Source organism: Streptomyces sp. NPDC055815 (genome assembly GCF_053616475.1).
The window spans coordinates 58,659-80,064 of record NZ_JBSHDU010000040.1 but is presented as its reverse complement, the minus strand read 5'-3'; the positions used below and the strand labels follow the sequence as shown (position 1 = coordinate 80,064).

General features: G+C 73.2%; 18 protein-coding genes. 8 read left to right on the top strand and 10 right to left on the bottom strand.

Features of this window, described 5'->3' with window-relative positions; translation table 11 throughout:
• Window positions 1–355, bottom strand: a 355-nt coding sequence (locus tag ACWGN5_RS24495) for a hypothetical protein (RefSeq protein WP_453518735.1), incomplete at its 3' end; no start/stop codon positions are given.
• A gap of 16 nt (window positions 356–371) precedes the next feature.
• Between ACWGN5_RS24495 and ACWGN5_RS24490 the strand changes: the two genes are divergently transcribed.
• The 3 genes from ACWGN5_RS24490 (at window position 372) to ACWGN5_RS24480 (ending at window position 2,443) form a co-directional block, all read left to right on the top strand.
• The gene (locus ACWGN5_RS24490) at window positions 372–1,013 is read left to right on the top strand and encodes a hypothetical protein (RefSeq protein ID WP_453518734.1); all 642 of its coding nucleotides are present in this window, start codon (window positions 372–374) and stop codon (window positions 1,011–1,013) included.
• A gap of 109 nt (window positions 1,014–1,122) precedes the next feature.
• Window positions 1,123–1,908 carry a TIGR04222 domain-containing membrane protein gene (locus ACWGN5_RS24485; protein ID WP_453518728.1) on the top strand — a complete coding sequence of 262 codons (786 nt, stop codon included), beginning with the start codon at window positions 1,123–1,125 and terminating at the stop codon, window positions 1,906–1,908.
• 19 nt (window positions 1,909–1,927) lie between these two features.
• Window positions 1,928–2,443, top strand: a complete 516-nt coding sequence (locus tag ACWGN5_RS24480) for a GNAT family N-acetyltransferase (protein WP_453518727.1) — start codon at window positions 1,928–1,930, stop codon at window positions 2,441–2,443.
• A gap of 28 nt (window positions 2,444–2,471) precedes the next feature.
• Here ACWGN5_RS24480 and ACWGN5_RS24475 read toward each other — a convergent pair whose 3' ends face one another.
• Both ACWGN5_RS24475 and ACWGN5_RS24470 read right to left on the bottom strand, forming a co-directional pair.
• Window positions 2,472–4,082 (bottom strand): AMP-binding protein, encoded by a 1,611-nt coding sequence (locus ACWGN5_RS24475; RefSeq protein WP_453518724.1) that lies wholly within the window; start codon window positions 4,080–4,082, stop codon window positions 2,472–2,474.
• Window positions 4,079–5,764, bottom strand: coding sequence for an AMP-binding protein (locus ACWGN5_RS24470; RefSeq protein ID WP_453518722.1), 1,686 nt, complete (start codon window positions 5,762–5,764; stop codon window positions 4,079–4,081). Before ACWGN5_RS24470 ends, ACWGN5_RS24475 begins: the two co-directional genes overlap by 4 nt.
• A gap of 100 nt (window positions 5,765–5,864) precedes the next feature.
• Between ACWGN5_RS24470 and ACWGN5_RS24465 the strand changes: the two genes are divergently transcribed.
• Window positions 5,865–6,680, top strand: a complete 816-nt coding sequence (locus ACWGN5_RS24465) for a response regulator transcription factor (RefSeq protein WP_453518733.1) — start codon at window positions 5,865–5,867, stop codon at window positions 6,678–6,680.
• Window positions 6,681–6,755: 75 nt separating this feature from the next.
• Here ACWGN5_RS24465 and ACWGN5_RS24460 read toward each other — a convergent pair whose 3' ends face one another.
• Window positions 6,756–7,868, bottom strand: a complete 1,113-nt coding sequence (locus ACWGN5_RS24460) for a winged helix DNA-binding domain-containing protein (protein WP_453518719.1) — start codon at window positions 7,866–7,868, stop codon at window positions 6,756–6,758.
• Between the two features lie 143 nt (window positions 7,869–8,011).
• On the opposite strand from ACWGN5_RS24460, the gene ACWGN5_RS24455 reads away from it, so the two are divergent.
• The 3 genes from ACWGN5_RS24455 (at window position 8,012) to ACWGN5_RS24445 (ending at window position 10,122) form a co-directional block, all read left to right on the top strand.
• Window positions 8,012–9,118: a magnesium and cobalt transport protein CorA gene (locus ACWGN5_RS24455; protein ID WP_453518716.1), complete on the top strand. Its 1,107-nt coding sequence runs from the start codon at window positions 8,012–8,014 to the stop codon at window positions 9,116–9,118.
• A 26-nt stretch (window positions 9,119–9,144) separates the two neighbouring features.
• Window positions 9,145–9,534 carry a hypothetical protein gene (locus ACWGN5_RS24450; RefSeq protein WP_453518715.1) on the top strand — a complete coding sequence of 130 codons (390 nt, stop codon included), beginning with the start codon at window positions 9,145–9,147 and terminating at the stop codon, window positions 9,532–9,534.
• 288 nt (window positions 9,535–9,822) lie between these two features.
• Window positions 9,823–10,122: a hypothetical protein gene (locus tag ACWGN5_RS24445; protein ID WP_453518713.1), complete on the top strand. Its 300-nt coding sequence runs from the start codon at window positions 9,823–9,825 to the stop codon at window positions 10,120–10,122.
• 44 nt (window positions 10,123–10,166) lie between these two features.
• Here the strand turns inward: ACWGN5_RS24445 and ACWGN5_RS24440 are convergent, their stop codons facing one another.
• The 5 genes from ACWGN5_RS24440 to ACWGN5_RS24420 all read right to left on the bottom strand — a co-directional run bounded on the left by ACWGN5_RS24440 (window position 10,167) and on the right by ACWGN5_RS24420 (window position 15,059).
• Window positions 10,167–11,729, bottom strand: a complete 1,563-nt coding sequence (locus ACWGN5_RS24440) for an AAA family ATPase (RefSeq protein ID WP_453518711.1) — start codon at window positions 11,727–11,729, stop codon at window positions 10,167–10,169.
• 168 nt (window positions 11,730–11,897) lie between these two features.
• Window positions 11,898–12,467: a hypothetical protein gene (locus tag ACWGN5_RS24435; protein ID WP_453518709.1), complete on the bottom strand. Its 570-nt coding sequence runs from the start codon at window positions 12,465–12,467 to the stop codon at window positions 11,898–11,900.
• Window positions 12,464–12,715 (bottom strand): hypothetical protein, encoded by a 252-nt coding sequence (locus ACWGN5_RS24430; RefSeq protein WP_453518706.1) that lies wholly within the window; start codon window positions 12,713–12,715, stop codon window positions 12,464–12,466. Before ACWGN5_RS24430 ends, ACWGN5_RS24435 begins: the two co-directional genes overlap by 4 nt.
• Entirely contained in the window at window positions 12,712–14,481 is a 1,770-nt protein-coding gene (locus ACWGN5_RS24425) for a hypothetical protein (protein WP_453518705.1), read from the bottom strand. Before ACWGN5_RS24425 ends, ACWGN5_RS24430 begins: the two co-directional genes overlap by 4 nt.
• Window positions 14,482–14,561: 80 nt before the next feature.
• Window positions 14,562–15,059 (bottom strand): hypothetical protein, encoded by a 498-nt coding sequence (locus tag ACWGN5_RS24420; RefSeq protein ID WP_453518703.1) that lies wholly within the window; start codon window positions 15,057–15,059, stop codon window positions 14,562–14,564.
• A gap of 214 nt (window positions 15,060–15,273) precedes the next feature.
• Here ACWGN5_RS24420 and ACWGN5_RS24415 point away from each other — a divergent pair, with 214 nt between their 5' ends.
• Complete coding sequence (locus ACWGN5_RS24415) at window positions 15,274–17,247, top strand: caspase family protein (RefSeq protein ID WP_453518701.1); 1,974 nt, start codon at window positions 15,274–15,276, stop codon at window positions 17,245–17,247.
• Here ACWGN5_RS24415 and ACWGN5_RS24410 read toward each other — a convergent pair.
• Window positions 17,228–21,406 carry a CHAT domain-containing protein gene (locus ACWGN5_RS24410; protein ID WP_453518699.1) on the bottom strand — a complete coding sequence of 1,393 codons (4,179 nt, stop codon included), beginning with the start codon at window positions 21,404–21,406 and terminating at the stop codon, window positions 17,228–17,230. The two genes, ACWGN5_RS24415 and ACWGN5_RS24410, sit on opposite strands and share 20 nt — an antisense overlap.

Here is a 21,406-nt window from a genome sequence, read left to right as displayed (position 1 = left end):
GTACGGAGGCGGGGGCGGCGGACGGGAGCGGTGCGGGGGCGGCGGACGGGAGCGGTGCGGGGGCGGCGGACGGGAGCGGTGCGGGGGCGGGCGGCCGGGCGGCCGGCCCGCCCGGGGGCGTGGCCGGAACCGGCGGGGGCAGCTCGGGTGGTGCGGCCGGGGTCGGCGGGGGCGGCTCAGGTGGTGCGATCGGGGGCGGCTCGGCCGCGCCGGGCGGGGCGGCCGGGGCCGTGTCGGGGCAGGGCGCGGGCTTCGGGGCGCCGCTTCCGCCCCCGGCGCCGACGCCACCGTCCTCCCCACCACCGTCCTCCCCATCCCCGTCCTCCCCACCACCGTCCGCCGCGCCCCCGTCCACCACGCCGTCCCCGGAGCTGCCCGGCCCGCCTCGCGGTCCCGGGGCGCGGCCCGGGACCGAGGCATCCGCCGGTGGGGCGCCGCCGCGGCCTGTGGAGTCCGGGTCCCCGTGGTTCGGGCCGGGGCCCACGGCGCGGGGCGGGGCCGGCAGGGCGGACGAGCCCGGCCCGGCCGCGCCGCGCGCGGACGAGGCCGGCTCCGCGGGGCCGCGTACCTTCGCCGAGCGGTACCCCGTGCACCTCCCGCTGCCGGTCACCGCCCCGCGCCCGGCTCCGCTGCGCGGGGCCTTCCGGCCCGTGACGATCCGGACCTCGCGGGACGCGGTCGCGGCGGCGGCCGGGTACCTCCGGTGGCTGGGCTTCAGGGACGTCGTCCAGCCCGAGGAGCGCCCCTCGTCCGGCGTGGACCTGCGGGCGCCCGGCCTGGTCGCCCAGGTCGACCCGAGCACCCGGCCCACGGGGCTGCGGGCCGTCGAGTGCCTCTGGCTCAACGGGCTGAGCACCGCGACGGTGAGCGTGTTCTTCTCGCTCGCGGGCTACACCCCGGAGGCCCGCTCGCGCGCCGCCGAGGTCGGGCTTCCGCTCTTCGTGCTCGACCTGACGGGCACCCCGCAGCCGGTCAACGACGCGGCGGACGACCTGGCGGCGGGCGGCGCCTGACCGCGGAGGCCGTCCGGAGTGCCCACACAACTCCTCGGCATCCGAAATCGGCCATTCACGCGTGACGATCACGCTCCGCCGGGCACAACACCCTCGGGGGGTGGGTGTCATGTCGACGGGGACGTGGTGGTTCATCGGGGCGGTCTGGGGTGAACTCCTGCTCGCCGCCCTGCTGTTGAGAAGCGGCGGAACCCGCAGCGAGGAGACCGGGGCGGCCGCCGTGCCCGCGCCGCAGGCCCTCGCGCTGCTGCGGGGCGGGCGGCGGGCGGCCGTCACCGTCGCCCTGGTGGCGCTGCACCAGCGCGGGGCGGTCGCGGCGGGCCGCAAACATACGATTCGGGCCAATGGCGGACCGGGCCGCACACGGGACCCCGTACAGCTGGGCGTGCACGGAGCGCTGCACCGGGCCCTCGCACTGCGGACGCTCGCGCTGCGCCCCGAGGCACGGCGGGCGGTGGACGCGCTGCGCCGCGAGCTGCGCCGGGCGGGGCTGCTCCGGTCGCTCGCGCGCCTGTGGGCGGCCCGGGTGCTGCTGGGGTGCGTACCGCTGACGGCGCTGGGAGGGCCGTTCGTGACGGGGGCCTCGGGGCCGGCCCTCGCCGGGGCCCTCGCGGCCGGGGTCCCGCCGGTCCTGGCGGCGGTGGCGCTGCTGCGCCTGCCGGACACGACGAGGGCGGCGCGGCGGCTCCTGGCCGGCCTGCGGGAGCGGTATCCGCTGCCGGCGCACCGCCGCGAGGTGACGGACGGCGGGCTCGTGCAGCTGTACGTGGCGCTGTACGGCGACCCGGCCCTGGCCCTGTTCCTGCCCCGTTTCTCGCGCGAGGGCGGCCTGCTCGACCGTCCCCCGGAGGACGGCCGGAGCCGGCCACCGACGCCGGACGGTCCACCGCGCTGAGCCCGCGCCATACTGACGTATGCGCATCAGAGCGGCCGCTCCGGCCGAACTCCCGCTGCTCCAGGACATCGAACGGGCGGCGGGCGAGCCGTTCCGTACTCTCGGCATGGCGGCGATCGCCGACGACGACCCGCTGCCGCTGGACGTCCTGGAGACGTACCGCCGTGCGGGCCGGGCGTGGGTGGCGGTGGACGCCGCCGACCGCCCGGTCGCGTACCTGCTCGCCGACACCGTCGACGGCGCCGCCCACATCGAGCAGGTGTCGGTGCACCCGGACGCCGCCCGCCGGGGCGTGGGCCGGGCGCTGATCGAGCACCTCGCGGCGGCCGCCAGGGAGCAGGGCCTCGCGGCCCTGACCCTGACGACCTTCACGGAAGTGCCGTGGAACGCCCCGTACTACACGCGGCTCGGCTTCCGCCCGCTCACCGACTCCGACCCGGCGCTCACGGAGGGGCTGCGCGCCATCAGCCGGGCCGAGGCGGCCCACGGCCTGTCGGTCTGGCCCCGCGTCTGCATGCGCCGGGAGGTGATCTAGGCCCTGTCTGCCTGTCCGACAACAGACCCTAGGAGCTGTACGTCTGCCGGAGCTCCACCTTCCGCACCTTGCCGCTCACCGTCATGGGGAACTCGGTGAGGATCTCCACCCTGCGCGGGATCTTGTAGTGGGCGAGCCGGTCCCGGCAGAAGGCGGTGACCTCGTCCAGGGTGGGCGGGTCGGCGGGGTCGCGCGGGATCACGCAGGCCAGGATCTCCTCGCCGTACCGCTCGTCGGGGACGCCGACGACCTGGACGTCCGCGATCTTGGGGTGTCCGTAGAGGAACTCCTCGATCTCGCGCGGGTACACGTTCTCACCGCCCCGGATGATCATGTCCTTGATGCGGCCGACGATCTGCACGTAGCCGTCGTCCCGCATGACCGCGAGGTCCCCGGTGTGCATCCAGCGGCCGGGGTCGATCGCCTCGGCGGTCTTCTCCGGCTCGTCCCAGTAGCCGAGCATCACGCTGTAGCCGCGGGTGCACAGCTCCCCCGCCGTGCCGCGCCCCACGGTGAGTCCGGTCGCCGGGTCGACGACCTTCACCTCGACGTGGGGCATGACCCGGCCGACCGTGCCGGTGCGGCGCTCCAGGTCGTCGTCGCGGCGGGTCTGGGTGGAGACGGGGGAGGTCTCGGTCATGCCGTAGCAGATCGACACCTCCGCCATGTTCATCTCCGCGACGACCCGCTTCATCACCTCGACCGGGCACGGCGAGCCCGCCATGATCCCGGTGCGGAGCGTGGAGAGGTCGTACGCGGCGAAGTCGGGGAGGTTCAGCTCGGCGATGAACATCGTCGGCACCCCGTAGAGGGAGGTGCAGCGCTCCTCCTGGACCGCCCGCAGGGTGGCGGCGGGGTCGAAGGAGGCGGCCGGGATCACCATGCAGGCGCCGTGTGAAGTGGCCGCGAGATTTCCCATGACCATGCCGAAACAGTGATAGAACGGGACAGGAATGCAGATTCTGTCCTGCTCACTGTAGGCGATCATCTCGCCCACGAAATACCCGTTGTTGAGGATGTTGTGGTGGGAGAGCGTGGCTCCCTTCGGGAAGCCCGTCGTCCCCGAGGTGTACTGGATGTTGACGGGCTCGTCGCAGGAGAGCGGCTCCGGGCGCAGCTCCCCGGGCGTACGGGCGAGCAGCGCGTCCCAGGTCGGGTCGGCGAAGTAGACCGCCTCGCGCAACTCCGTGCATTCCGGCCGGACTTGCTCGACCATCGCCCGGTAGTCGCTCGTCTTGTGGGCGAGGGACGCGAAGAGCAGCGAGACGCCGGCCTGCCGCAGGACGTACGCCAACTCGTGTGCGCGGTAGGCCGGGTTGATGTTGACCATGATCGCGCCGATGCGGGCGGTGGCGTACTGGACGAGCACCCACTCGGCGCAGTTCACCGCCCAGATGCCGACCCGGTCGCCCTTGCGGACGCCGCTGCCGAGCAGGGAGCCGGCGAGGCGGTCGACGTCCGAGCCGAACTCCGCGTACGTCCATCGGCGTCCGGTGGGGACGTCGACGAGCGCCTCCCGGTCGGGCCAGGCGGCGACGGCCCGGTCGAGGTTGTCGGCGATGGTGTCGCCGAGGAGCGGGGTCTCGGACACCCCGTGCGCGTACGAGAGTTCCTGGGTGTGCTTCGCCGGGCCGGTCACGCGAGGTCCCCTTCCACGTACTCCTTGCCGCCGCCCTCCGCCGTCAGCCGGCGCAGCTCGACGCGCCGGATCTTGCCGGAGACGGTCTTGGGCAGGTCGGCGAACTCGATGCGGCGGACCCGCTTGTACGGCGCGAGGACCGCCCGCGAGTGGGCGAACAGGGCCTTCGCGGTCTCCTCGCCCGGCTCCCAGCCCGCAGCGAGGACGATGTACGCCTTGGGGACGGCGAGCCGCAGCGGGTCGGGCGCGGGGACGACGGCCGCCTCGGCGACGGCCTCGTGCTCCAGGAGGGCGCTCTCCAGCTCGAAGGGGGAGATCTTGTAGTCGCTCGCTTTGAAGACGTCGTCGGCGCGCCCGATGTACGTGATGTAGCCGTCCGCGTCCCGGGAGCCGATGTCGCCGGTGCGGTAGTAGCCGCCCGCCATCGCCTCCGCCGTGCGCTCCGGGTCGCCGTGGTAGCCGGTCATGAGGCCCACCGGGTGGGCGGAGAGGTCGAGACAGATCTCGCCCTCCTCGACGTCCGGCCGGCCGCTCACCGGGTCGACGAGGGTGACCCGGAAGCCGGGGCTCGGGCGGCCCATGGAGCCCTCCTTCAGCCGCTGGCCCGGGCTGTTGGACACCTGGACGGCGGTCTCGGTCTGGCCGAAGCCGTCCCGGATGGTGACGCCCCAGGCGCGCCGCACCGACTCGATGACCTCGGGGTTCAGCGGCTCGCCGGCGGCGACGACCTCGCGCGGCGGGGTCTTCAGCTGGCCGAGGTCGGCCTGGATCAGCATCCGCCACACGGTCGGCGGGGCGCAGAAGCTGGTGACGCCGTTGCGCTCCATCTCGTCCATGAGGCGGGCCGGGTCGAAGCGGGTGTAGTTGTGGATGAAGACGGTCGCCTCGGCGTTCCACGGCGCGAAGAGGTTGGACCAGGCGTGCTTGGCCCAGCCCGGCGAGGAGATGTTGAGGTGGACGTCGCCGGGCTTGAGGCCGATCCAGTACATCGTCGAGAGATGGCCGACGGGGTACGAGATGTGGGTGTGCTCGACCAGCTTGGGGCGGGCGGTCGTGCCGGAGGTGAAGTACAGCATCAGGGTGTCGTCGGCGAGGGTGACGCCGTCGGGCTCGAAGACGTCGGACTCGCGGTCGGCGAGCTCGTACCCCAGCCAGTTCACCCCGTCCCCGCCGACCGAGATCCGGGTGTACTCCCCGGGGACGTCGTCGAACTTGGCCGTGTCCTCGGCGCGCACGATCACGTGCCGGGCGCGGCCCCGGTCGACGCGGTCGCGCAGGTCGGCGGGGCCGAGGAGCGGGGTGGCGGGGATGAGGACCGCGCGCAGCTTCATCGCGGCGAGCACGGTCTCCCACAGCTCGACCTGGTTGCCGAGCATCAGGATGATGCGGTCGCCGGCGCGGACGCCCTGGGCGCGGAGCCAGTTCGCGACCCGGTTGGAGCGGGCGGACATCTCCGCGAAGCTCACCCGCGTCTCGGAGCCGTCCTCCTCGACGATGTGCAGCGCGGTCCGCTCGTTGTCCCGAGCGATGACGTCGAACCATTCGAGCGCCCAGTTGAAACGGTCGGGGCGGGGCCAGGCGAAGCCCTCGTAGGCCGTCTCGTAGTCCTCGCGATGCTGCAGCAGGAAGTCCCGGGCGGCCCGGAACCTCTCCGTCGCGCCGGTCGCGCTCGTGGGCGTCATGTGTCCTCCTCATTGCGGGACCTGTCCCGGACATCGTGTAATCGGTGACCCAGGTCTCACTACCCCCGTTCGGGGGTGAAGGAGTGGTTCCGTGCCGGAGATGACGGAAGCGGTCGAGTTGCGGGCGGCCCTGTCGCGGCTGAGGCGCGCCAGCGGGCTGCCCGTCGTGTTCGGCGGGCTGCTCCAGGAGGGGGCCACGGGCCGTACGGTGCGGATCGCGGAGCTGAGCGGGGCGGTGACCCCGGCGCTGCGCGGCCTGGCGATCTCGGCGGGCTCGGGCCTGGGCGGGAAGTGCCTGGCGCTGTCGCGGCCGTGCGCGGTCACGGACTACCCGGCGTCGCGGCACATCACCCACGAGTACGACGTGCCGGTCTCGGCGGAGGGCCTGCGCGCGGTGATCGCCGTCCCGGTGGTCGTGCGGCGCAAGGTGCGCGGTGTGCTGTACGGGGCGCTGCGGGAGTCCCTGCCGATCGGCGAGCGGGTCTTCGACGCGGCGATGGCGGCGGCCCGTGACGTGGAGCAGGCGCTGGCGGTACGGGACGAGGTCCGGCAACTGCTCGCGCCGCCGCCTCCGGGCCCGTCCTGGGAGGAGGTCCGCCAGGCGTACGGCGAGCTGCGCGAACTGGCCCCGAAGGTCGTCGACCCCGCGCTCCGGGAGCGCCTCCTCGCCGTCTGCGGCCGCCTCGAATCGGCCTCGGGCGCGGCCCCCGCGGCCCCCGGCGTCTCCCTCACCCCCCGCGAGACGGACGTCCTGGCGGCGGTCGCCTCCGGCGCGACGAACGCGTCGGCGGCGGAACGTCTTGGCCTGCGCCCGGAGACGGTGAAGGGCTACCTCCGCTCGGCGATGCGCAAACTGGGCGCCCACACCCGTCTGGAGGCGGTGGTGGCGGCGCGGAGGGCGGGGGTACTGCCGTAGGCGCAGGGCACGGGGGGCGACGCGAGCGCAGGCGGGATCGGACGAACCGGTCCCAAGCGCCCGTCACCCCTCCCCCTACCCCTCCCCCATCACGATGTCGTACGGGACATCCGCCGGCGCCAGCAGCCGAAGGGTCCGCTCGGCCTCGGCGGTCAGCGCGAGCGTCTGCGCCCGTGTCGGTCGGGCGAAGGGTTCGACGGTGAGGGTCGTACGCTCCTTCGCCTCGTCGAGGTGCCAGATCCCGGCGAGGAAGCCGTCGACGAGGAAGGTGCGGTGCGCCTGGTTGCCGGTCCAGGTGCGGCCGTGGTGTTCGGCGGGGACGACGCGGGTGCGGTCCGCGTGCGAGAGGAGCAGGTTGTCGAACTCGGAGAGGAAGCGGGGCGGGGCGGGGGTGTCCTCGTCGGGGCGGGGCGCGTCGGGGAGGTCGAAGAGCTCGGTGCCCCGCTCGTCCCGGAAGACGAGGAGCCCGGGCCGCAGTCGCTCGAAGGCGAGGCGCAGCCGGGTCAGGCCGCACCAGGTCTGCATGTCCTTGACGGAGGCGGGGCCGAAGGCGCCGAGGTAGCGCCGGACGGTCTCGTCGAGGTCGGCGGCCTCGTCCTCGACCCCGTCGAACCACGTACGGACGGTGGTGAGGGCGACCTGCCCGCTGCGCCCCCACAGGCCGCGCGGGGTGACCTGCACCATCAGGAGCAGGCAGCGGGCGGCGATGGTGAGCGCCTGCGGGTCGGCGTCGGGCCACTCCCGGAGGAGGTGCTCCCGCAGCTCCTTGGGGGTGCGGGGCCGCTCCTCGACGTAGGCGGTGGCCAGGGCGGCGAGCCGGTCGAGGTCGACGCCGTCGAGCCCCTTGCGGAACATCTTCAGCTCCCGGTCGATCGCCCCGGCCTGCACGAGCCGGCGGAGGCCGACGGCGTCGCGGGCGGTGTGGGTGTGCACGGTGGACCGCAGCGAGACGATCCGGGCGACCCGCCGGGACTCCATGAGGGCGGACAGCTGCTCGGGCCGGAACCCGTCGAGCCGGGCGGCGAGCGCGTAGTACGGGGGCTTGGTGTTCTGGGCCTGGAGTCCGACGAGGTGCTCGACGGCCTCCTCGACGCCGAGCGGGGCGGGGCGCAGGAGCAGCTGCCGGTCGAGGGTGGCGCGGTTCAGGGCGCGGGGGCCGAGCACGGGGTGGGTCGTCTTGAGGGCCATGACAGCACGCTATCGAGGCTTGCGGACGAGTTCGGTCCGCAATGCGGAACGGACCGGGACCGGACGGAGATCCGTACGAGCGGGATTCACCCCATATATCCTGCTCCCGACCGAACCGCAGCCCGAGGTGGAGGTGCCCGACGATGTCCGACCGCCGCCCCCGCGCGGCCTGGCGCCGCCGGCCCGAGCCGCCGCCCGAGGCCTCGGACGCACGGCCGCCCTCGGTGGAGCCGAGCGTCGTGCAGTCGACGCTGTACCGCGACGGCCGCCGGGTCGCCTCCCCCAGCACCCTCGCGGAGACGTTCCGCCAGCTGCGCGAACATCCCGACGGCATGGCCTGGATCGGACTCCAGCGCCCGACCGAGGAGGAACTCCACTCCCTGGCCGCCGAGTTCGACCTGCACGAACTGGCCGTCGAGGACGCGATGGAGGCCCACCAGCGCCCCAAGCTGGAGCGGTACGGAGACACGCTGTTCGTCGTCCTGCGCGCCGCGCGCTACCTGGACGCCCCGGAGGAGGTCGACTTCGGCGAGCTCCACGTCTTCGTCGGCCCGGACTTCCTGATCACGGTCCGGCACGGCGCCGCCCCGGACCTCTCGGCGGTCCGCCGCCGCATGGAGGAGAACCCGGACCTGCTGGCCCTGGGCCCGGAGGCGGTCCTGTACGCGATCCTCGACGCGGTGGTCGACGGCTACGCGCCGGTGGTGGCGGGCGTCCAGAACGACATCGACGAGATCGAGACGGAGGTCTTCGGCGGCGACCCGGCGGTCTCCCGCCGCATCTACGAACTCTCCCGGGAAATGGTCGAGTTCCAGCGCGCGACCCGCCCCCTGGTGGGCATGCTCCACGCCCTGATGGCGGGCTTCGCGAAGTACGGCACGGACGAGGAACTCCAGCGCTACCTCCGCGACGTCGCCGACCACGTCACCCACACCAGCGAACGCGTCGACGGCTTCCGCCAGGCCCTCACGGACATCCTCACGGTCAACGCGACCCTGGTCACCCAACAACAGAACGCCGAAATGCGCGCCCTGGCGGAAGCCGGCTTCGAACAGAACGAGGAGATCAAGAAGATCTCCGCCTGGGCGGCCATCCTGTTCGCACCGACGTTGGTGGGAACGATCTACGGCATGAACTTCGACAACATGCCGGAGCTGCACTGGGCGGGCGGGTATCCGTTCGCGGTGCTGCTGATGGCAGTGGTGTGCATGAGCCTGTACGTGGTGTTCAAGAGGAAGGACTGGCTGTAGCAGAGCCCCAGTGCTGATCCGCCTCTATGAGCGGCGCCGACGGCGTCGCGGAGTGGTCGATGATCCGGCCGACGCGGATTCCGGCGATGCCGGAGACCACCAGGGCGAGCGAGAACGCCGCCGTCGGCAGCGTCCAGGACATCAGCCACGAGCTCCTCGGGGACACATTCGCCGGCACCGACCACGTTCTCCGGCTCAACGGCCCCCGCGTCGAGGCGTTCTCCGGGGTGGACGCGAAGCTCTTCGAACTCCTCACCAAGGGGCAGGCCGTTTCACGTCATCGCCGCTCTCGGACACCGCCGACGCGGGCCTCGTCCGCGGTGTCCTGCTACTGCCGGAACGACGAGGCATCACCCGTGTCGCGCTCTGGAACGGCCTCCGACTGGAGGACCCGGTCGCGTACGACCTGCCTCTGATCCACCCGCAGGGCGACAACATCCCCTGGACCCATCTCATCGCAGCCCTCCGCCAGGTCCTCGTCCATCCCCCGCCCCCGACAGCATCGACCCCGTGGGCATCCCGTTCGCCGACGCCCGGCAGTACGTGCTCGACGCCCTCGGCAACGTCACGTTCGACCTCGGAGACGCACTCCACTCCGCCTCCTCGATGCTTCAGCCCCAGGACGATCCGGAAGACAGCGGCCGCCTGCGACTGGCTTCCTCACCCACGACACCCCGCTGGCGGCCTTCCGGGACCTGCGCCCGATGCTCTATCGAGCCGTCGAGCCCTTCCTGCAGGACAGTCACGAGGACGTGCGCGAAGCCGCCGGCCTCGCCGCGCTCATCCTCGCCGAACACCCCGCGCTCGCCGAGCGCCGCGATCGCCTCGCCGTGCACGCGCGCCGCATCCTGGACACCAGCAGCCACGCCCCTGACCGGCGCATTGCCCGGAAGGCCCTCGAAGCATGGGGCCACGACGTCACCGACATGGAACCTCTTCAGGAGGAGCCCTGGGACTGCGGGCCACACAGCGATGGCCGCGGCGATCTCGAACCTCCCTTCTGACTGGAGGGTGTGCACGAGGTGCTTCGGGTGGGTTCTGGGTTTTCTCAGTCCTCCATGAAGACGATGCGGCGCGGGCCGCTCGTGCCCGGGGAGGCTGCCAGGGTGGAGCGGCCGGCTGGGACGGCGCGTTCGCGGCCCCAGGCTCGGATCTCCTCGATCTGCTCGGGGTTGACCCGGCTGAGCGGAACGGTGTTGGCGAAGGCGTCCACGATCAGGGAGGGGCGGAGGAACTCCACGCCGCCGCTCAGGTGCGCCTCGGCGCCCACGTCGTGCAGGGCCGCGGCGATGTCGGAGCCCGCGAAGCCCTCGGACAGGTCGACCAGGCGGTCCAGGTGCTCCGCCGCGGGCGCCTGCTTCAGGTAGAGGCCGTAGTACAGCTCGATGATCTCCCTGCGGTCCTGGGCGTCGGGCAGGTCGACGAAGAAGAGTTCGTCGAAGCGGCCCTTGCGCAGGAGCTCGGGCGGCAGGCTCCGTACGTCGTTGGCCGTGGCGACGACGAAGGCCCGGGAGTCCGACTCCTGGAGCCAGAAGAGGAACTGGCCGATGATCCGCTGCGGCACGCCCGAGCCGTCGTCCCGGCCCGCCAGCCCCTTCTCGATCTCGTCGATCCACAGGATGCAGGGCGCGACCCGGTCCGCCATCGCCAGCGCCTCCCGGAACCGGCCCTCCGACTCACCCAGGTACTTGCCGTGGATGCTGCCCATGTCGAGCCGGTACAGCGGCAGTTGCCACTCGCTCGCGATCGCCTTGGCGGACAGCGACTTGCCACAGCCCGGCACGCCCACGAGGAGCACCCCGCGCGGCGGCCGCAGCTGCGTCTCGCGCAGGTCCGCGTGCATCAGCTGATGCTTCCGCTGGAGCCAGGCGCGCAGGCTCGTCAGGCCGCCGACGGTGTAGTCCGAGTCCTTCAGGTGGACCTTCTCAAGACCGGTCAGATCGCTGAAGATCCGGTCCTTCGCCTGGGCGAGGCCGAGCACGTCCTCCTTCTCGATCGCGCCCTTCGCGGCCACCGTCGCCATCAGGTTGATCGCCTCGGCCTCCGTGACCCCCCGCAGGAACTCCGCGGCCCTGCGCGTGTCCCCCTCGTCCCAGCGGACCGGCATGATCCCCTCGTGATCGGCGAGGAAGCCCCTGAGCGTCTCGTACGTCTCGTCCGGGTGCGGCAGGTCGAGGTGCAGGCTCATGCCGAGACGCTGCAGACCGCTCCAGATGGGGCTGTCGGTGATCACCACGATGCTGCCCATGTTGTTGCCGGCCAGCCGCGCGAGCTCCGACATGTGCCGGGCCACCGGGGTGTCGCTCTCCAGGTCGGCCGGGTCGACGAAGACGACGGTGGCGTTGGCACGGCTGGTGAACTGGGCGGCCGCGAAGTCCATCGCACCGGTCAGGGAACGGTCGTCGATGACGGTGGTGTTGCTGCGCAGGTCCCGCAGGCCGGTCGCCCGCGTGTAGATCCAGAACGGCAGGCTGCTGCGGCGGGGCTGCATGGCCGCCTCCCTCAGCAGCCGCAGCGCCCGCTCCTGCTCGATGGTGCGCATGCCGATGACCGGGACGCGCGCGGAGATGTAGCTGTCGAGGTGCTTGAGGGAATCGGCGTAGTTCGACATCGGGGACCTTCGGGGCTCGGCGCTGACGGGAATCGGCTCGGGCGGGACTCGGCTCGGGCGGGGCTCGGCGCTGACGGGACTTGGCTCGGGCGGGACCAAGCGCTGACGGGACTCGGCTCGGGCGGGACTCGGGTGCGTACGTGAGGGACTGTGGGAGCGGCGCTCCCGTCAGTCCCTCAGGACCCGGCGGCGCGGTGCCGCCCCCGGGTCGTAGGTCCACGGATCGGCCGTGGGGCCGTTCGAGGGATGAGACGCGGGTGCGTCCAGTACGGCCGTGAGCCTGTTGTCCCGCAGCGTGCGGCGGCGCTCCTCGACCCACTCGCCGGGGTCCTGCGCCGCCGCCTCCTCCAGGAGCCGCTCCAGCTGTTCCTGCACCTGGACGATCTGCTGGTCCAGCATCTCGGTCAGCCGCCCGCGGAGCTGCTCGGGCAGCCCGGCGTGGCCGGCCAGGGCGCGGATCGGTCGCAGTCCGTTGCGGGCCTGGGCCAGCTCGCGGCCCGCCTCGAACTCGTCGGTGACCGCGCCCATGGCCCGGGTCAGCGTGTCGGCCCAGGCCTGCAGGCGCGTGCCGAGGGCCTGGACGAGGTGTGTGGTCAGCCGGGCGATGGTGTCGCCGTCGTACGCCTCCGCCGCGATCACGGGCAGGCGTGCCGGGTCCACCGGCTCGCCCGCGGCCCAGCGGCGCAGGAACTCCGCCCACTCCCCGTACGGGCCGCCGTGCCCCCAGAATCCGCTCATCGGCCGGTGCCGGGCCGGCGGACCAGCGTCTCGCCGGGCGGCAGCGGCTCCCAGTCGGGCAGGCCTTCGACGACGCGGCGCAGTCGGCTGGTGGCCCTCTCGCTCTGTTCCGGGCGGCGCGCGGCCCACGGCGAGTCGGTGGTGGGCCTGCGGACGGCCGGCGGCGCGGCCTGCGGAGCGGCCTGCGCGGGTACGGCGGGCTGCTGCGGGGGCACGGCGGGCATCCGCGGGGGCTGCGGGGTGCTCATCGGGGGTCCTCCTTGAGTACGGTCCGGCCTTCGAAGGGAGCGGGGCCGTGGTGAGCGGTGGCGAGCGAGGTGATGAACTCGCGGCACCGGGCCTCCACGGCGTCGGCCGCCCGGAACGTCTCGTACCAGTCGGTCAGTTCGGCGGCCGCGCCACGCAGCTGGTGCAACGACTCCAGCTTGGCCTGTTCGAGCAGGCCCCGGGCGTCGGCCTGGAGCTTCTCCGCCGCCTTGTAGCCCTGGAAGACGACCAGGCCCCACACGGCTCCGACGATCGCCGCGGCCGCGAACGCGAAGCCCAGGCTGACCTGACCGATGAGGAACAGGATGCCGAGCACGACGATGACGGGCGCCACCAGCTTGTTCACCAGCGGATAGGCGAGCCCGTCGATGAACGGCGCCATGTGCCGGTCCCAGTGACCGCCGAGCGAAGCCTCGTTCTCCTGCAGCGGCCGGGTGAAGGACCCTTCCCAGGGCGGCAGTTGGAAGACCTGCGCGCCGACGGTGTGGGACGAGCCGAAGACCGCCCGCACGTCGTCCGGTACGGCCGCGCGCACGTCCCGGGTGAAGCCCGTGTGCGCCTGGAAGAACCACTCGTCGCAGGCCGCGACCGCCATGCGCTGCGTCGCGGCGGAGGTGCCGATGGCGGCCGGATTGAGCGCGGCGGCACTCTGCACGGTCAGATAGTCGAGGGTCTCCTCGTACGAGGAGGCGTCGGCGTCCGTCTCCCGCCGGGCGGTCTGGACGTCGCCGTCGCGCTCGACGACCTTCCTGTTGAAGGCCAGGTCGCGGCGGAGCGGCAGTTCCTCGTTGTCGTACTCCGCGACGAGACGGTCGAGGATGTCGTCGACGGCGTCCTCCAGCCGTCCGGGCGCCTCGGACTCCCCCGCCATGATCGCCTGGTACTTGTCCACGAGTCGCTGGTGGGCGCCGGCCCCGGACAGTGTGGCGTCGAGTGCGGGCCACTGCGGGGAGACCGCCGACAGCCTCGGGAAGCGGGCCTTGGCCGAAGGGGCGCCCAGGGACTCGATCTCCTCGCGCCAGCGCTGCACCTGCCGGGCCCGGGTGTCCGGGTCCGCGCTCAGCGTCTCGCGCCATTCGCGGAGGGTCGCGTCGAGCATCGCCCGACCTTCCGGGCCGAAGGCGCCCTGGGCGATGGACTCCAGGATGACCGCGAACTCGCGTCCCAGCCGTGCGGGGTCCTGCGCGATGAGGTAGTGCCTGAGCCAACGGACCGCGGCCTGCCGCCTGTTCTGGCGACGCAGGACGAGCGCGAAGAAGAGCGAGGTGCGCTCGGGCGAGCGGCGGAACGCCTCCTCGATGGCGCGTTCGCACAGGTGCCGCTCGTCGGAGGACCAGGAGGCGAGCGCGACGAGGGCGGGGGCGAGCCAGTAGCGGGGGGTCTGCAGCATCAGCTGGTCGCTGACGAGCCGGACGCTCTCCTCGGACACGATGCCGACGTCGAACGCCTGGAGCATGCCGACGGCGGTGCGCCGGACCGACTTGTAGTGGCCGAAGGCATGGTCGATCTCGTCCTGGATGACGCCGATCTTCGTCTCGGCCCGCTGCACGTTGGCGAGGCGCACCGAGTGCTGGGCGAACTCCAGGAAGTCGGCGCGCAGCTGCTGCAGTTCGCTGCTGGTCTGCTGCTGCCGGTTCTCCACGGAGGCGACCTGTCCGGACACGGCTCCGACCTGTTCGCTGAGCCGGGTCACGAGGTTGCCGACCTCGCGCACCTTCTGATGAAGGGCGAAGTCCCTTTCGACCATTGCGTCGGTTCTCCGTTCGGATGGGTGGATGGGGGCGTACGGAACCAGGCCGAGGGCCTGCCTCGGGTGGTGACGCCGGGTCAGGGGCGGACGACGGTGCCGTCTTCGAGGACCGGGAGGATCAGTCCGTTGTCGTAGACCTCGACGTAGGCGTAGCCGCCGGAGCGGGCGGTCATCCGGGCCTTGCCGAAGGGGTCGGGCATGGCCTGTGCCGGCGAGTAGTGCCGGACGATCACCTGGAACAGGTTGAGGATGTGGTCGACGTAGGGCGGGCCGAGGTAGCAGCGGGCGACGAAGCCGAGGGGTACGGCTCCGTGGGCTGCCGCGTACTCCTCGCGGGCCCAGTCGGCCAGCTGCCGGCTCGCGGCCTCGTCGAGTCCGGCGTCGAGCCGGCCGAGGGCTCCGCGCAGCCGCTCGGACCGGGGGTCGTACAGCTCGCGGGGCGTGGCGCGTCCGGTCGGCGGGTCGGCGGGGCGGGCTCCCGGGCCGGCGATGAGCCTCCGGGACGTCCCGGTGTCCCGTGCCTGGCCGGCCGGTGCGGTGCCGCCCGACTGCACGACGCGTCGTGGCCGTTCCATGTGACCCATGCGGTGTCCCCCGAAATGTTCTGCCGTCGCGCACCACCACCGGACACAGGGACTGTGGCGACGGAGGAGGTGGCTGACATCACATCAATAGTGCTCTGTGAGAGGCACATTGTGACTGCGTCGGCCAGGTCGCACCCAGAAAACGACCAGTTTCCGGCCGTCAAGGGGGCCGTTTCGTCCGCGCGCTCCTGCGAGACTCTCCCGCATGGGTTCGATCTACGCGCTTCTTGTCGGCATCGACGACTATCCGCCGGAGACGGCCCCGCCGTTGCGCGGCTGTCTCAACGACATCGCCGAGGCGCGGCGCCTGCTCGAGGAGCGCGGTGCGGGGGATGTCTTCGTCCGGACGCTGCTCAACGACGCGGCCACGCTCGGCGCGGTCGAGGATGCCGTGCGGGGGCATCTCGGCCGGGCGGGTGCCGAGGACACCGCGCTGCTGTGGTTCTCCGGGCACGGCACGCAGTCGCTCGCCCGGACGGAGGAGCATCTCCGGATCGAGGCGACGGGCCGGAACCAGGCCCTGGTCTGTTTCGACGGTCCCCTCCGGGACAAGCGCCTCGGAAGCCTCCTCGACGGCCTGGCCTCGGGCGGCGCGCATGTCGCGGCCGTCCTCGACTGCTGCTTCGCGGGCGGCGCCACGCGCGAGGACCGCCGCTCCGTCCGCTTTGCGGCGCCGGCCCCTTCCTGGGACCTGGGAGGAGAGGCCTCCCGAGACCTGGGGGGACGGAGCTTCCGAGACCTGGGAGCAGGGGCTTCCCGAGACCTGGGAGGAGGGACTTCCCGAGACCTGTCAGGTGGTGGGACGGGGGACGGTCCCCGGGCGGTCTCGCCGGAACCGGGCTCGACCCCGCCCCGCCATGTGCTCCTCGCCGCGGCGCGCCTCGACCAGTACTCGTACGAGGACGACTTCGCGGGGCGCCGCCACGGCGCCTTCACGCACGCCCTGCTCGGCGCGGTCCGCGATGCCGGGGAGGGGGCGACGTACCGGGAGCTGCTCTCCGCCGCCGACGCCCGGCTGCAGCGCTCCGGCGGCCGTCAGCAGCCGGTGCTGTTCCCGGCGCGGTCCGGATCGCTCGCCGACGCGCCGTTCCTCGGCGGGGCCGTCGGCCGGCCGAGGAGCCCCCATCTGCTGCGTTTCGGGCGCTTGGGCTGGGAGGTGGACTGCGGCGCCGTCCATGGTCTGGCCGACGGCCAGGACCTGGCCCGTGCCGCGTTCGCCGTGGTGTCGGCGGACGGTCCGGGGGCCGGGCCCGCGCTGTCGCTCCGGGCGCGGGCCGTGGAGCCCGCGCGCACGCTCGTCGACCCGGTGGGCTGGACGCCGGCGACGGACCGCGTCTACCCGGTCGCGCTCTCCGTGCTCCCGCAAGCGCCGGCCACCGTCTGGTGCACGGCAGCGGGATCCGCGTCGGGGCTGCTCGACGCGGTACGGGAGGGGATCGCCGTCTCCCCGCTGCTGCGGGTGCTCGACGATCCGCGGCAGGCGGGCGACCTGCACTTCCGGGTGCACCTGGAGGGCGGCCTCGCCCATGTCCTGCGCCGGGACGGCACCCCGTTCACCGAGCCCCTGTCGTTGCGCGCCCCGGACGTCGCCAGTGAGGTGACCCGCTGCCTGAGCCATCTGGCCCGATGGCATGTGATCCGTGACCTCGCGCCCGGGCCTTCCGCGCTCGACGGCCTCGTGCGGGTGGAGATCTCCCCCTGGGACGCACCCGACGAGGTGCTGACGCCCGACGCCACCGGTGAGATCGTCTGCTCCTACGCCTCGGACCCCTGGGCGGCGCACCCGGAGCCGCGCGTCTCGATCCGGTTGCGCAACCGCTCGGCGAGCCGGTCGCTGTGGTGCGTACTGATCAGTCTGTCGGAGAACTACGCGAGCGGCACCACGCTCTTCCCCGGGCACTTCATCGGGCCCGGCCACACGGGTCACGTCCTGGACGGCGATCCCGTACAGCTCTCCCTGCCGGCGGACCGGCCCGCCGTCCCCGGGGCGAGCGCTCGGGATTGGCTCAAACTGATCGTCTCCGAGAGTGAACTGAACGTCGTTCCGTACGAGTTGTCCGCCTGGGACCCCACCCCCGGGGGCCGCCCGTTGGGCCCCGTCGACGCGCCGAGCGGTCGGTGGACGGCCCGTACCCTCGCGCTCCGCACGCTGGTGCCGCCTACTGCCCCAGGTGGGTGAAGCCGGCCCACGCGCTCAGATCGTCCGGGTCGACGCTCCGGGCCCGCTCCGCGAGCAGCGGGGGCAGCGCTTCGGGCAGTTCCCGCGCCGGGTCCAGCATCCACAGCTGGGCCCGGCGCAGCGCCTTCGCCGGTGGTTCCCCCTCGGTCCGCAGGTAGTGGTGGGTGAGGAACATGAGCAGTGAGGTCGCGTCGTCGGGCACCGGCCAGAGCGAGCCGACCACGGAGCGCGCCCCGGCCACGAGGAAGGCGGTGGCGAGACTGTAGGCCTCGTTGTGCCCGCGCCCCGAGACGTTGCTGCGGCAGGCCGCGAGCACGACGAGACCGAGCCGGCCGCCGCCTCCCCCGATCGCCTCGGTCAGCTGTTCGGCGGCCAAGTCGCCCCCGTGGAGGGAGAGATGGGCGGTGCGGCGGGCGTCGCGCGCGATCGCCGCGTGGCAGGCGAGATGCAGTACCCCGCCCTCGTCCGTCGCGGAGTCCGTCAGCCAGGACAGCACCTCGTCGGGTGTGCCGGGACCGTCGGCGGTGCCGTCGGCCCGGCGCCCGAGGAAGGTGCCGCCGGGGTAGAAGGCCCGCTGCACGGCGTCGGCCTCCTCGCCCGCGTACGGCAGGTCGCCGGTGGGGTTGCCGACGACGAGCGCGCCGCCGCCCGTGTACGGCGCCGCCGGACGGGAGGCGACCTCGCAGAGCAGCCGCGCCGAGGCCGCGTACGAGATCTCCGCCTCCTGGAGGGCGTACCGGCGCCCGTCCGCGCCGTCCGCCCACGCCGCGTGCCAGGGGACGAGCGCGAGCGGGCCCATCGGTACGAGCACGAGGCGCGGCGCGCGGCCGCCGGGGGTGGCGAAGGTGTCGAAGAGCGGCCGCACGGCCGCGTACCAGGCCCAGCCGCACAGCCGGTCCAGCTGCTCGCGCAGGGACGCGGCTCGGCGCCGGGCGCCGTGACCGTAGCCCGGCACCGGCCCGATGTCGCGGCCCGCGTCGGCCTCGGCTTCCGGGGTCTCGGGAACGTCACGGCCCGCGCCGCGTCGGGGCACGAAGTCCCGGAGGGGCGCCGCGTCCTCGGTGAGTCGGGGCAGCGGCACGGTATGGACGTCGCCGCCGGAGGTGACGACCACGGCGGTGCCGCCGTGCTCGTCGGAGGCGGGCATCAGATAGATCAGGGCGTCCTTGCGCAGCGCCCGCAGGGCCGTCCCGATCTCGTGGACGGCCGGCGGATCGAGGAGCCGGTCGTGCACTCCGTCCGCTCCGGTCAGCGCGGCGAGCACACGGCGGCGCAGCGGACTGGGGATGGACCGGGGCGCGCGCAGGGCGGCCAGCGGGTCCAGGGAGGAATCCGCGCCGATCCCGCCGGCCCGCCAGGCGTCGGCCAGGTCCTGGTGCCCTGCGGCGACGAGCCGCTCCGGCACCTGGCGGGAGGTGACGGCGGCGTGCAGGACGAGTCCGCGGCAGGAGTCGAGGGCGTGGACGGCGTCCTCCAGGGCGTTGTCCTTGAGGCACCAGGCGGCCACTTCGAGGGCGGTCGAGGTGGCCTTCTCCGCCGCCACGGCGGCGTGGTCGGTGCCGGACTGGAGCAGCGCGGCCCAGGCGTGTCCGCGCAGCGCGTCGAGCCCGATGCGCCGCCCGTTCCCCCGGTCGTCGCGTCCCAGTGCGCCGCGGGTGCGGTAGGCGCGGGCGAGGGAGAGCGACACGGAGGCGTACTGGGGGTGCTCGGGGCCGGCCAGGCCGCGGAACGCGGTCTCCAGGAAGCCGATCCCCTCGGCGAGATGACGCGAGCGGAGCACGGGGCTGGGCTGCATCACGGCGACGGAGCACAGCGCCGACCCCAGGAACGCGCCGTACCGCAGTCGGCTCTCCGTCCCCTCGTCGACCATGTCGTGCGCCTCCCGCGCCAGGCCCAGGCCCTCCTCCAGGCCGGCGGCGTCCCGGGTGTGCAGGGCCCGCACGGTGCGGGCGATGCCGTTGTCCCCGAGGACCCAGGCCCGGTGGTCGCGGGGCAGCCGGCGCGCCTCGGTGCGCAGCCGGTAGGCGCTGGGGCGGCCCGTCAGGGGTGCCGCCGCGGGGGCGCCGAGGTCGCGGGCGAGTTCGTCGCGGCCCATCCGGAGGGCCTCGATCGTGGTCCACAGCTCGATGCCGGAGGGATCGTCGTCGCTGAGGCCGGCGTACGTCTCCGTCATCGTGGCCAGATGGGTGTCCACCGCCCCGAGGTCGCCCGCCTGCAGGGCCCGGTGGCCGCTGCTGCCGGCGACCTGGGCGGCGATCATCCGTCGCTGGTACGGGGAGAGGCGGGTGTCGCCGGCCATGCGGCGCATGGCCTCCTGGGCGGCTTCCATGTCGTCCGCCGCACCGGCGACCTGGCCACGGTGGTGGGTGGCCATGATCCCGCCGAGGTCGAGGGCGGCGCCCACGTCGTGCCCGGGCCCGGCGGCGGTCCGCGCCCTCGCGAGGTGTTCCATCACGTCGTCCGTGCCCGACCCCAGGCCGTTCAGCTCCTCCCAGAGCCGCACCTGGGCGACGCAGGCGTGCGCCCGCCACTGCCATGTCTCGTCACCGTCGGCGGCCAGGACGCACTCGGTGAGGGCTTCCTTCTGTTCCGCGGTGACGTGGGTGGCGTGCGCGTCGTACATGGGCACGACCGTGAGCAGGGCCAGGGCGAACTCGGCGCGCGAGCGCCCTGGTTCCATGGCGAGCCAGCGCGTGTACTCGCCCTGGAAGGCGTCCCGCAGCCAGGAGGGGTTCGCCGTGGCCTCCAGGAGGCCGGGGAACTCCTCGTCGCTCTCGCTGAAGTCGGTGAACGTGCGGCCCTGCTTCAGATCGTCGAACAGCGCGAGGATCGACCGGTCCAGTTCCCCTGTGCTCAGCGCCGACGGGCGGCGGTCGAGGGACTCGGCCCGTACCCCGTGCCGCTCCTCCAGCATGAGCAGGGCCCATCCGCCGACCAGGTGGGTCATGTTGCGGTAGTCCTCGGCGAGTTCGTCGTCCTCCAGGACCAGATCGGTCATCCGGAGGACCTCGTGCAGGCGCTCGATGCCCCCGTCCTCCCGGTAGCGGCCCTGCTGATAGGCCGCGAGGAGGAAGGCGGTCGCGGTGACCTTGCCGTCCCTGGCGGGCTGCCAGTGGTCGACGGCCCGCCGGACCATGGCGATGGCGCGGTCCTTCGACGGGCCGTCCTTGCTCAGGCCGCCGCGCTCGAACAGCAGGCGCCCGAAGGCGTCGAGATAGTGCGGGGTGAGCCGTTCGAGGGCGTCCGGGGCGGCGAGCAGCCGGTGCAGTTCGGCTTCCGCGGCCGCGCCTTGGGCGTGGTCCTTGCAGTTGGCCCAGATGAAGGTGCGGATGTAGGCGCAGCGTATCTCCGAGTCCCAGGCCCAGGAGGGTTCTTCGCCGGCGAGCCGGGCCTCCTGGAGCGCGGCTCCCATGGCGTTCCTGGCCTCCTCCAGTACCTTCCGGTCCTGGGTCGCGCAGCCGTGGGTCATCGTCGCCAGGCCGACGCTGTGCCGGAGCAGCGGCAGGTCGGAGGTGGGCAGCGCCGCGTCGAGGCACGCCCGGTAGTGGCCGGCCGCGACGACGGCGTCCTCGGGGTCTCCGCCGCCTCCCGTGGCTCGCAGGAAGTGCAGATAGCCCAGGGATTCGCGCAGGTCGATCTCCGCGGGGGTGCCCGGTTCCAGTACGGGCAGCAGCTGGTAGTGGTACTCCAGGGACTCGGCGATCAGTTGGGCGCGTGCGGCGGCGTCGTACTCCTCGGGGAGCTTCATGACGCGCTCTTTCGAGCCGTGCGCGAGGAGGGGGCCCGCGATCGCCAACTGCTCCTCGTAGTCCGGGCCTTCCGCGGAGAACCGGGCCAGTCCCTCCCTGGCCAGGTCCAGCGTCCGCTCCAGGAGGTCGGTGCCTCCTTCCCGGTCGTGCCGGCAGGCGCACACGAACGCGTACTTGATGCGCCAGGCCGCCCACGCCTCGTCGTCACCGGGCGCCCGGAAGGCGAGCTCGAAGGCCTGCGTCCCCAGCTCCAGGTCCTCGTCCTCGCCCGAGCGCGCGAGCAGCACGGAGCTGAGCTCCCCCACGCGGGCGCAGAGTTCGGGCGCCTCGGGGGCGTCGGACGGCAGGCGGGACAGCTGGTCGAGGAGCTCCTCCCGCTCGTCGCGCAGCTGCTCGTCAGTGGGTTCCAT

Excerpts from the sequence above, each read along its gene's own strand:
- ACWGN5_RS24485 (WP_453518728.1), top strand. The coding sequence starts at position 1,123 with ATGTCGACGGGGACGTGGTGGTTCATCGGGGCGGTCTGGGGTGAACTC.
- ACWGN5_RS24480 (WP_453518727.1), top strand. The coding sequence starts at position 1,928 with ATGCGCATCAGAGCGGCCGCTCCGGCCGAACTCCCGCTGCTCCAGGAC.
- ACWGN5_RS24470 (WP_453518722.1), bottom strand. The coding sequence starts at position 5,764 with ATGACGCCCACGAGCGCGACCGGCGCGACGGAGAGGTTCCGGGCCGCC.
- ACWGN5_RS24465 (WP_453518733.1), top strand. The coding sequence starts at position 5,865 with ATGACGGAAGCGGTCGAGTTGCGGGCGGCCCTGTCGCGGCTGAGGCGC.
- ACWGN5_RS24460 (WP_453518719.1), bottom strand. The coding sequence starts at position 7,868 with ATGGCCCTCAAGACGACCCACCCCGTGCTCGGCCCCCGCGCCCTGAAC.
- ACWGN5_RS24455 (WP_453518716.1), top strand. The coding sequence starts at position 8,012 with ATGTCCGACCGCCGCCCCCGCGCGGCCTGGCGCCGCCGGCCCGAGCCG.
- ACWGN5_RS24450 (WP_453518715.1), top strand. The coding sequence starts at position 9,145 with ATGAGCGGCGCCGACGGCGTCGCGGAGTGGTCGATGATCCGGCCGACG.
- ACWGN5_RS24445 (WP_453518713.1), top strand. The coding sequence starts at position 9,823 with ATGCTCTATCGAGCCGTCGAGCCCTTCCTGCAGGACAGTCACGAGGAC.
- ACWGN5_RS24440 (WP_453518711.1), bottom strand. The coding sequence starts at position 11,729 with ATGTCGAACTACGCCGATTCCCTCAAGCACCTCGACAGCTACATCTCC.
- ACWGN5_RS24435 (WP_453518709.1), bottom strand. The coding sequence starts at position 12,467 with ATGAGCGGATTCTGGGGGCACGGCGGCCCGTACGGGGAGTGGGCGGAG.
- ACWGN5_RS24430 (WP_453518706.1), bottom strand. The coding sequence starts at position 12,715 with ATGAGCACCCCGCAGCCCCCGCGGATGCCCGCCGTGCCCCCGCAGCAG.
- ACWGN5_RS24425 (WP_453518705.1), bottom strand. The coding sequence starts at position 14,481 with ATGGTCGAAAGGGACTTCGCCCTTCATCAGAAGGTGCGCGAGGTCGGC.
- ACWGN5_RS24420 (WP_453518703.1), bottom strand. The coding sequence starts at position 15,059 with ATGGAACGGCCACGACGCGTCGTGCAGTCGGGCGGCACCGCACCGGCC.
- ACWGN5_RS24415 (WP_453518701.1), top strand. The coding sequence starts at position 15,274 with ATGGGTTCGATCTACGCGCTTCTTGTCGGCATCGACGACTATCCGCCG.
- ACWGN5_RS24410 (WP_453518699.1), bottom strand. The coding sequence starts at position 21,406 with ATGGAACCCACTGACGAGCAGCTGCGCGACGAGCGGGAGGAGCTCCTC.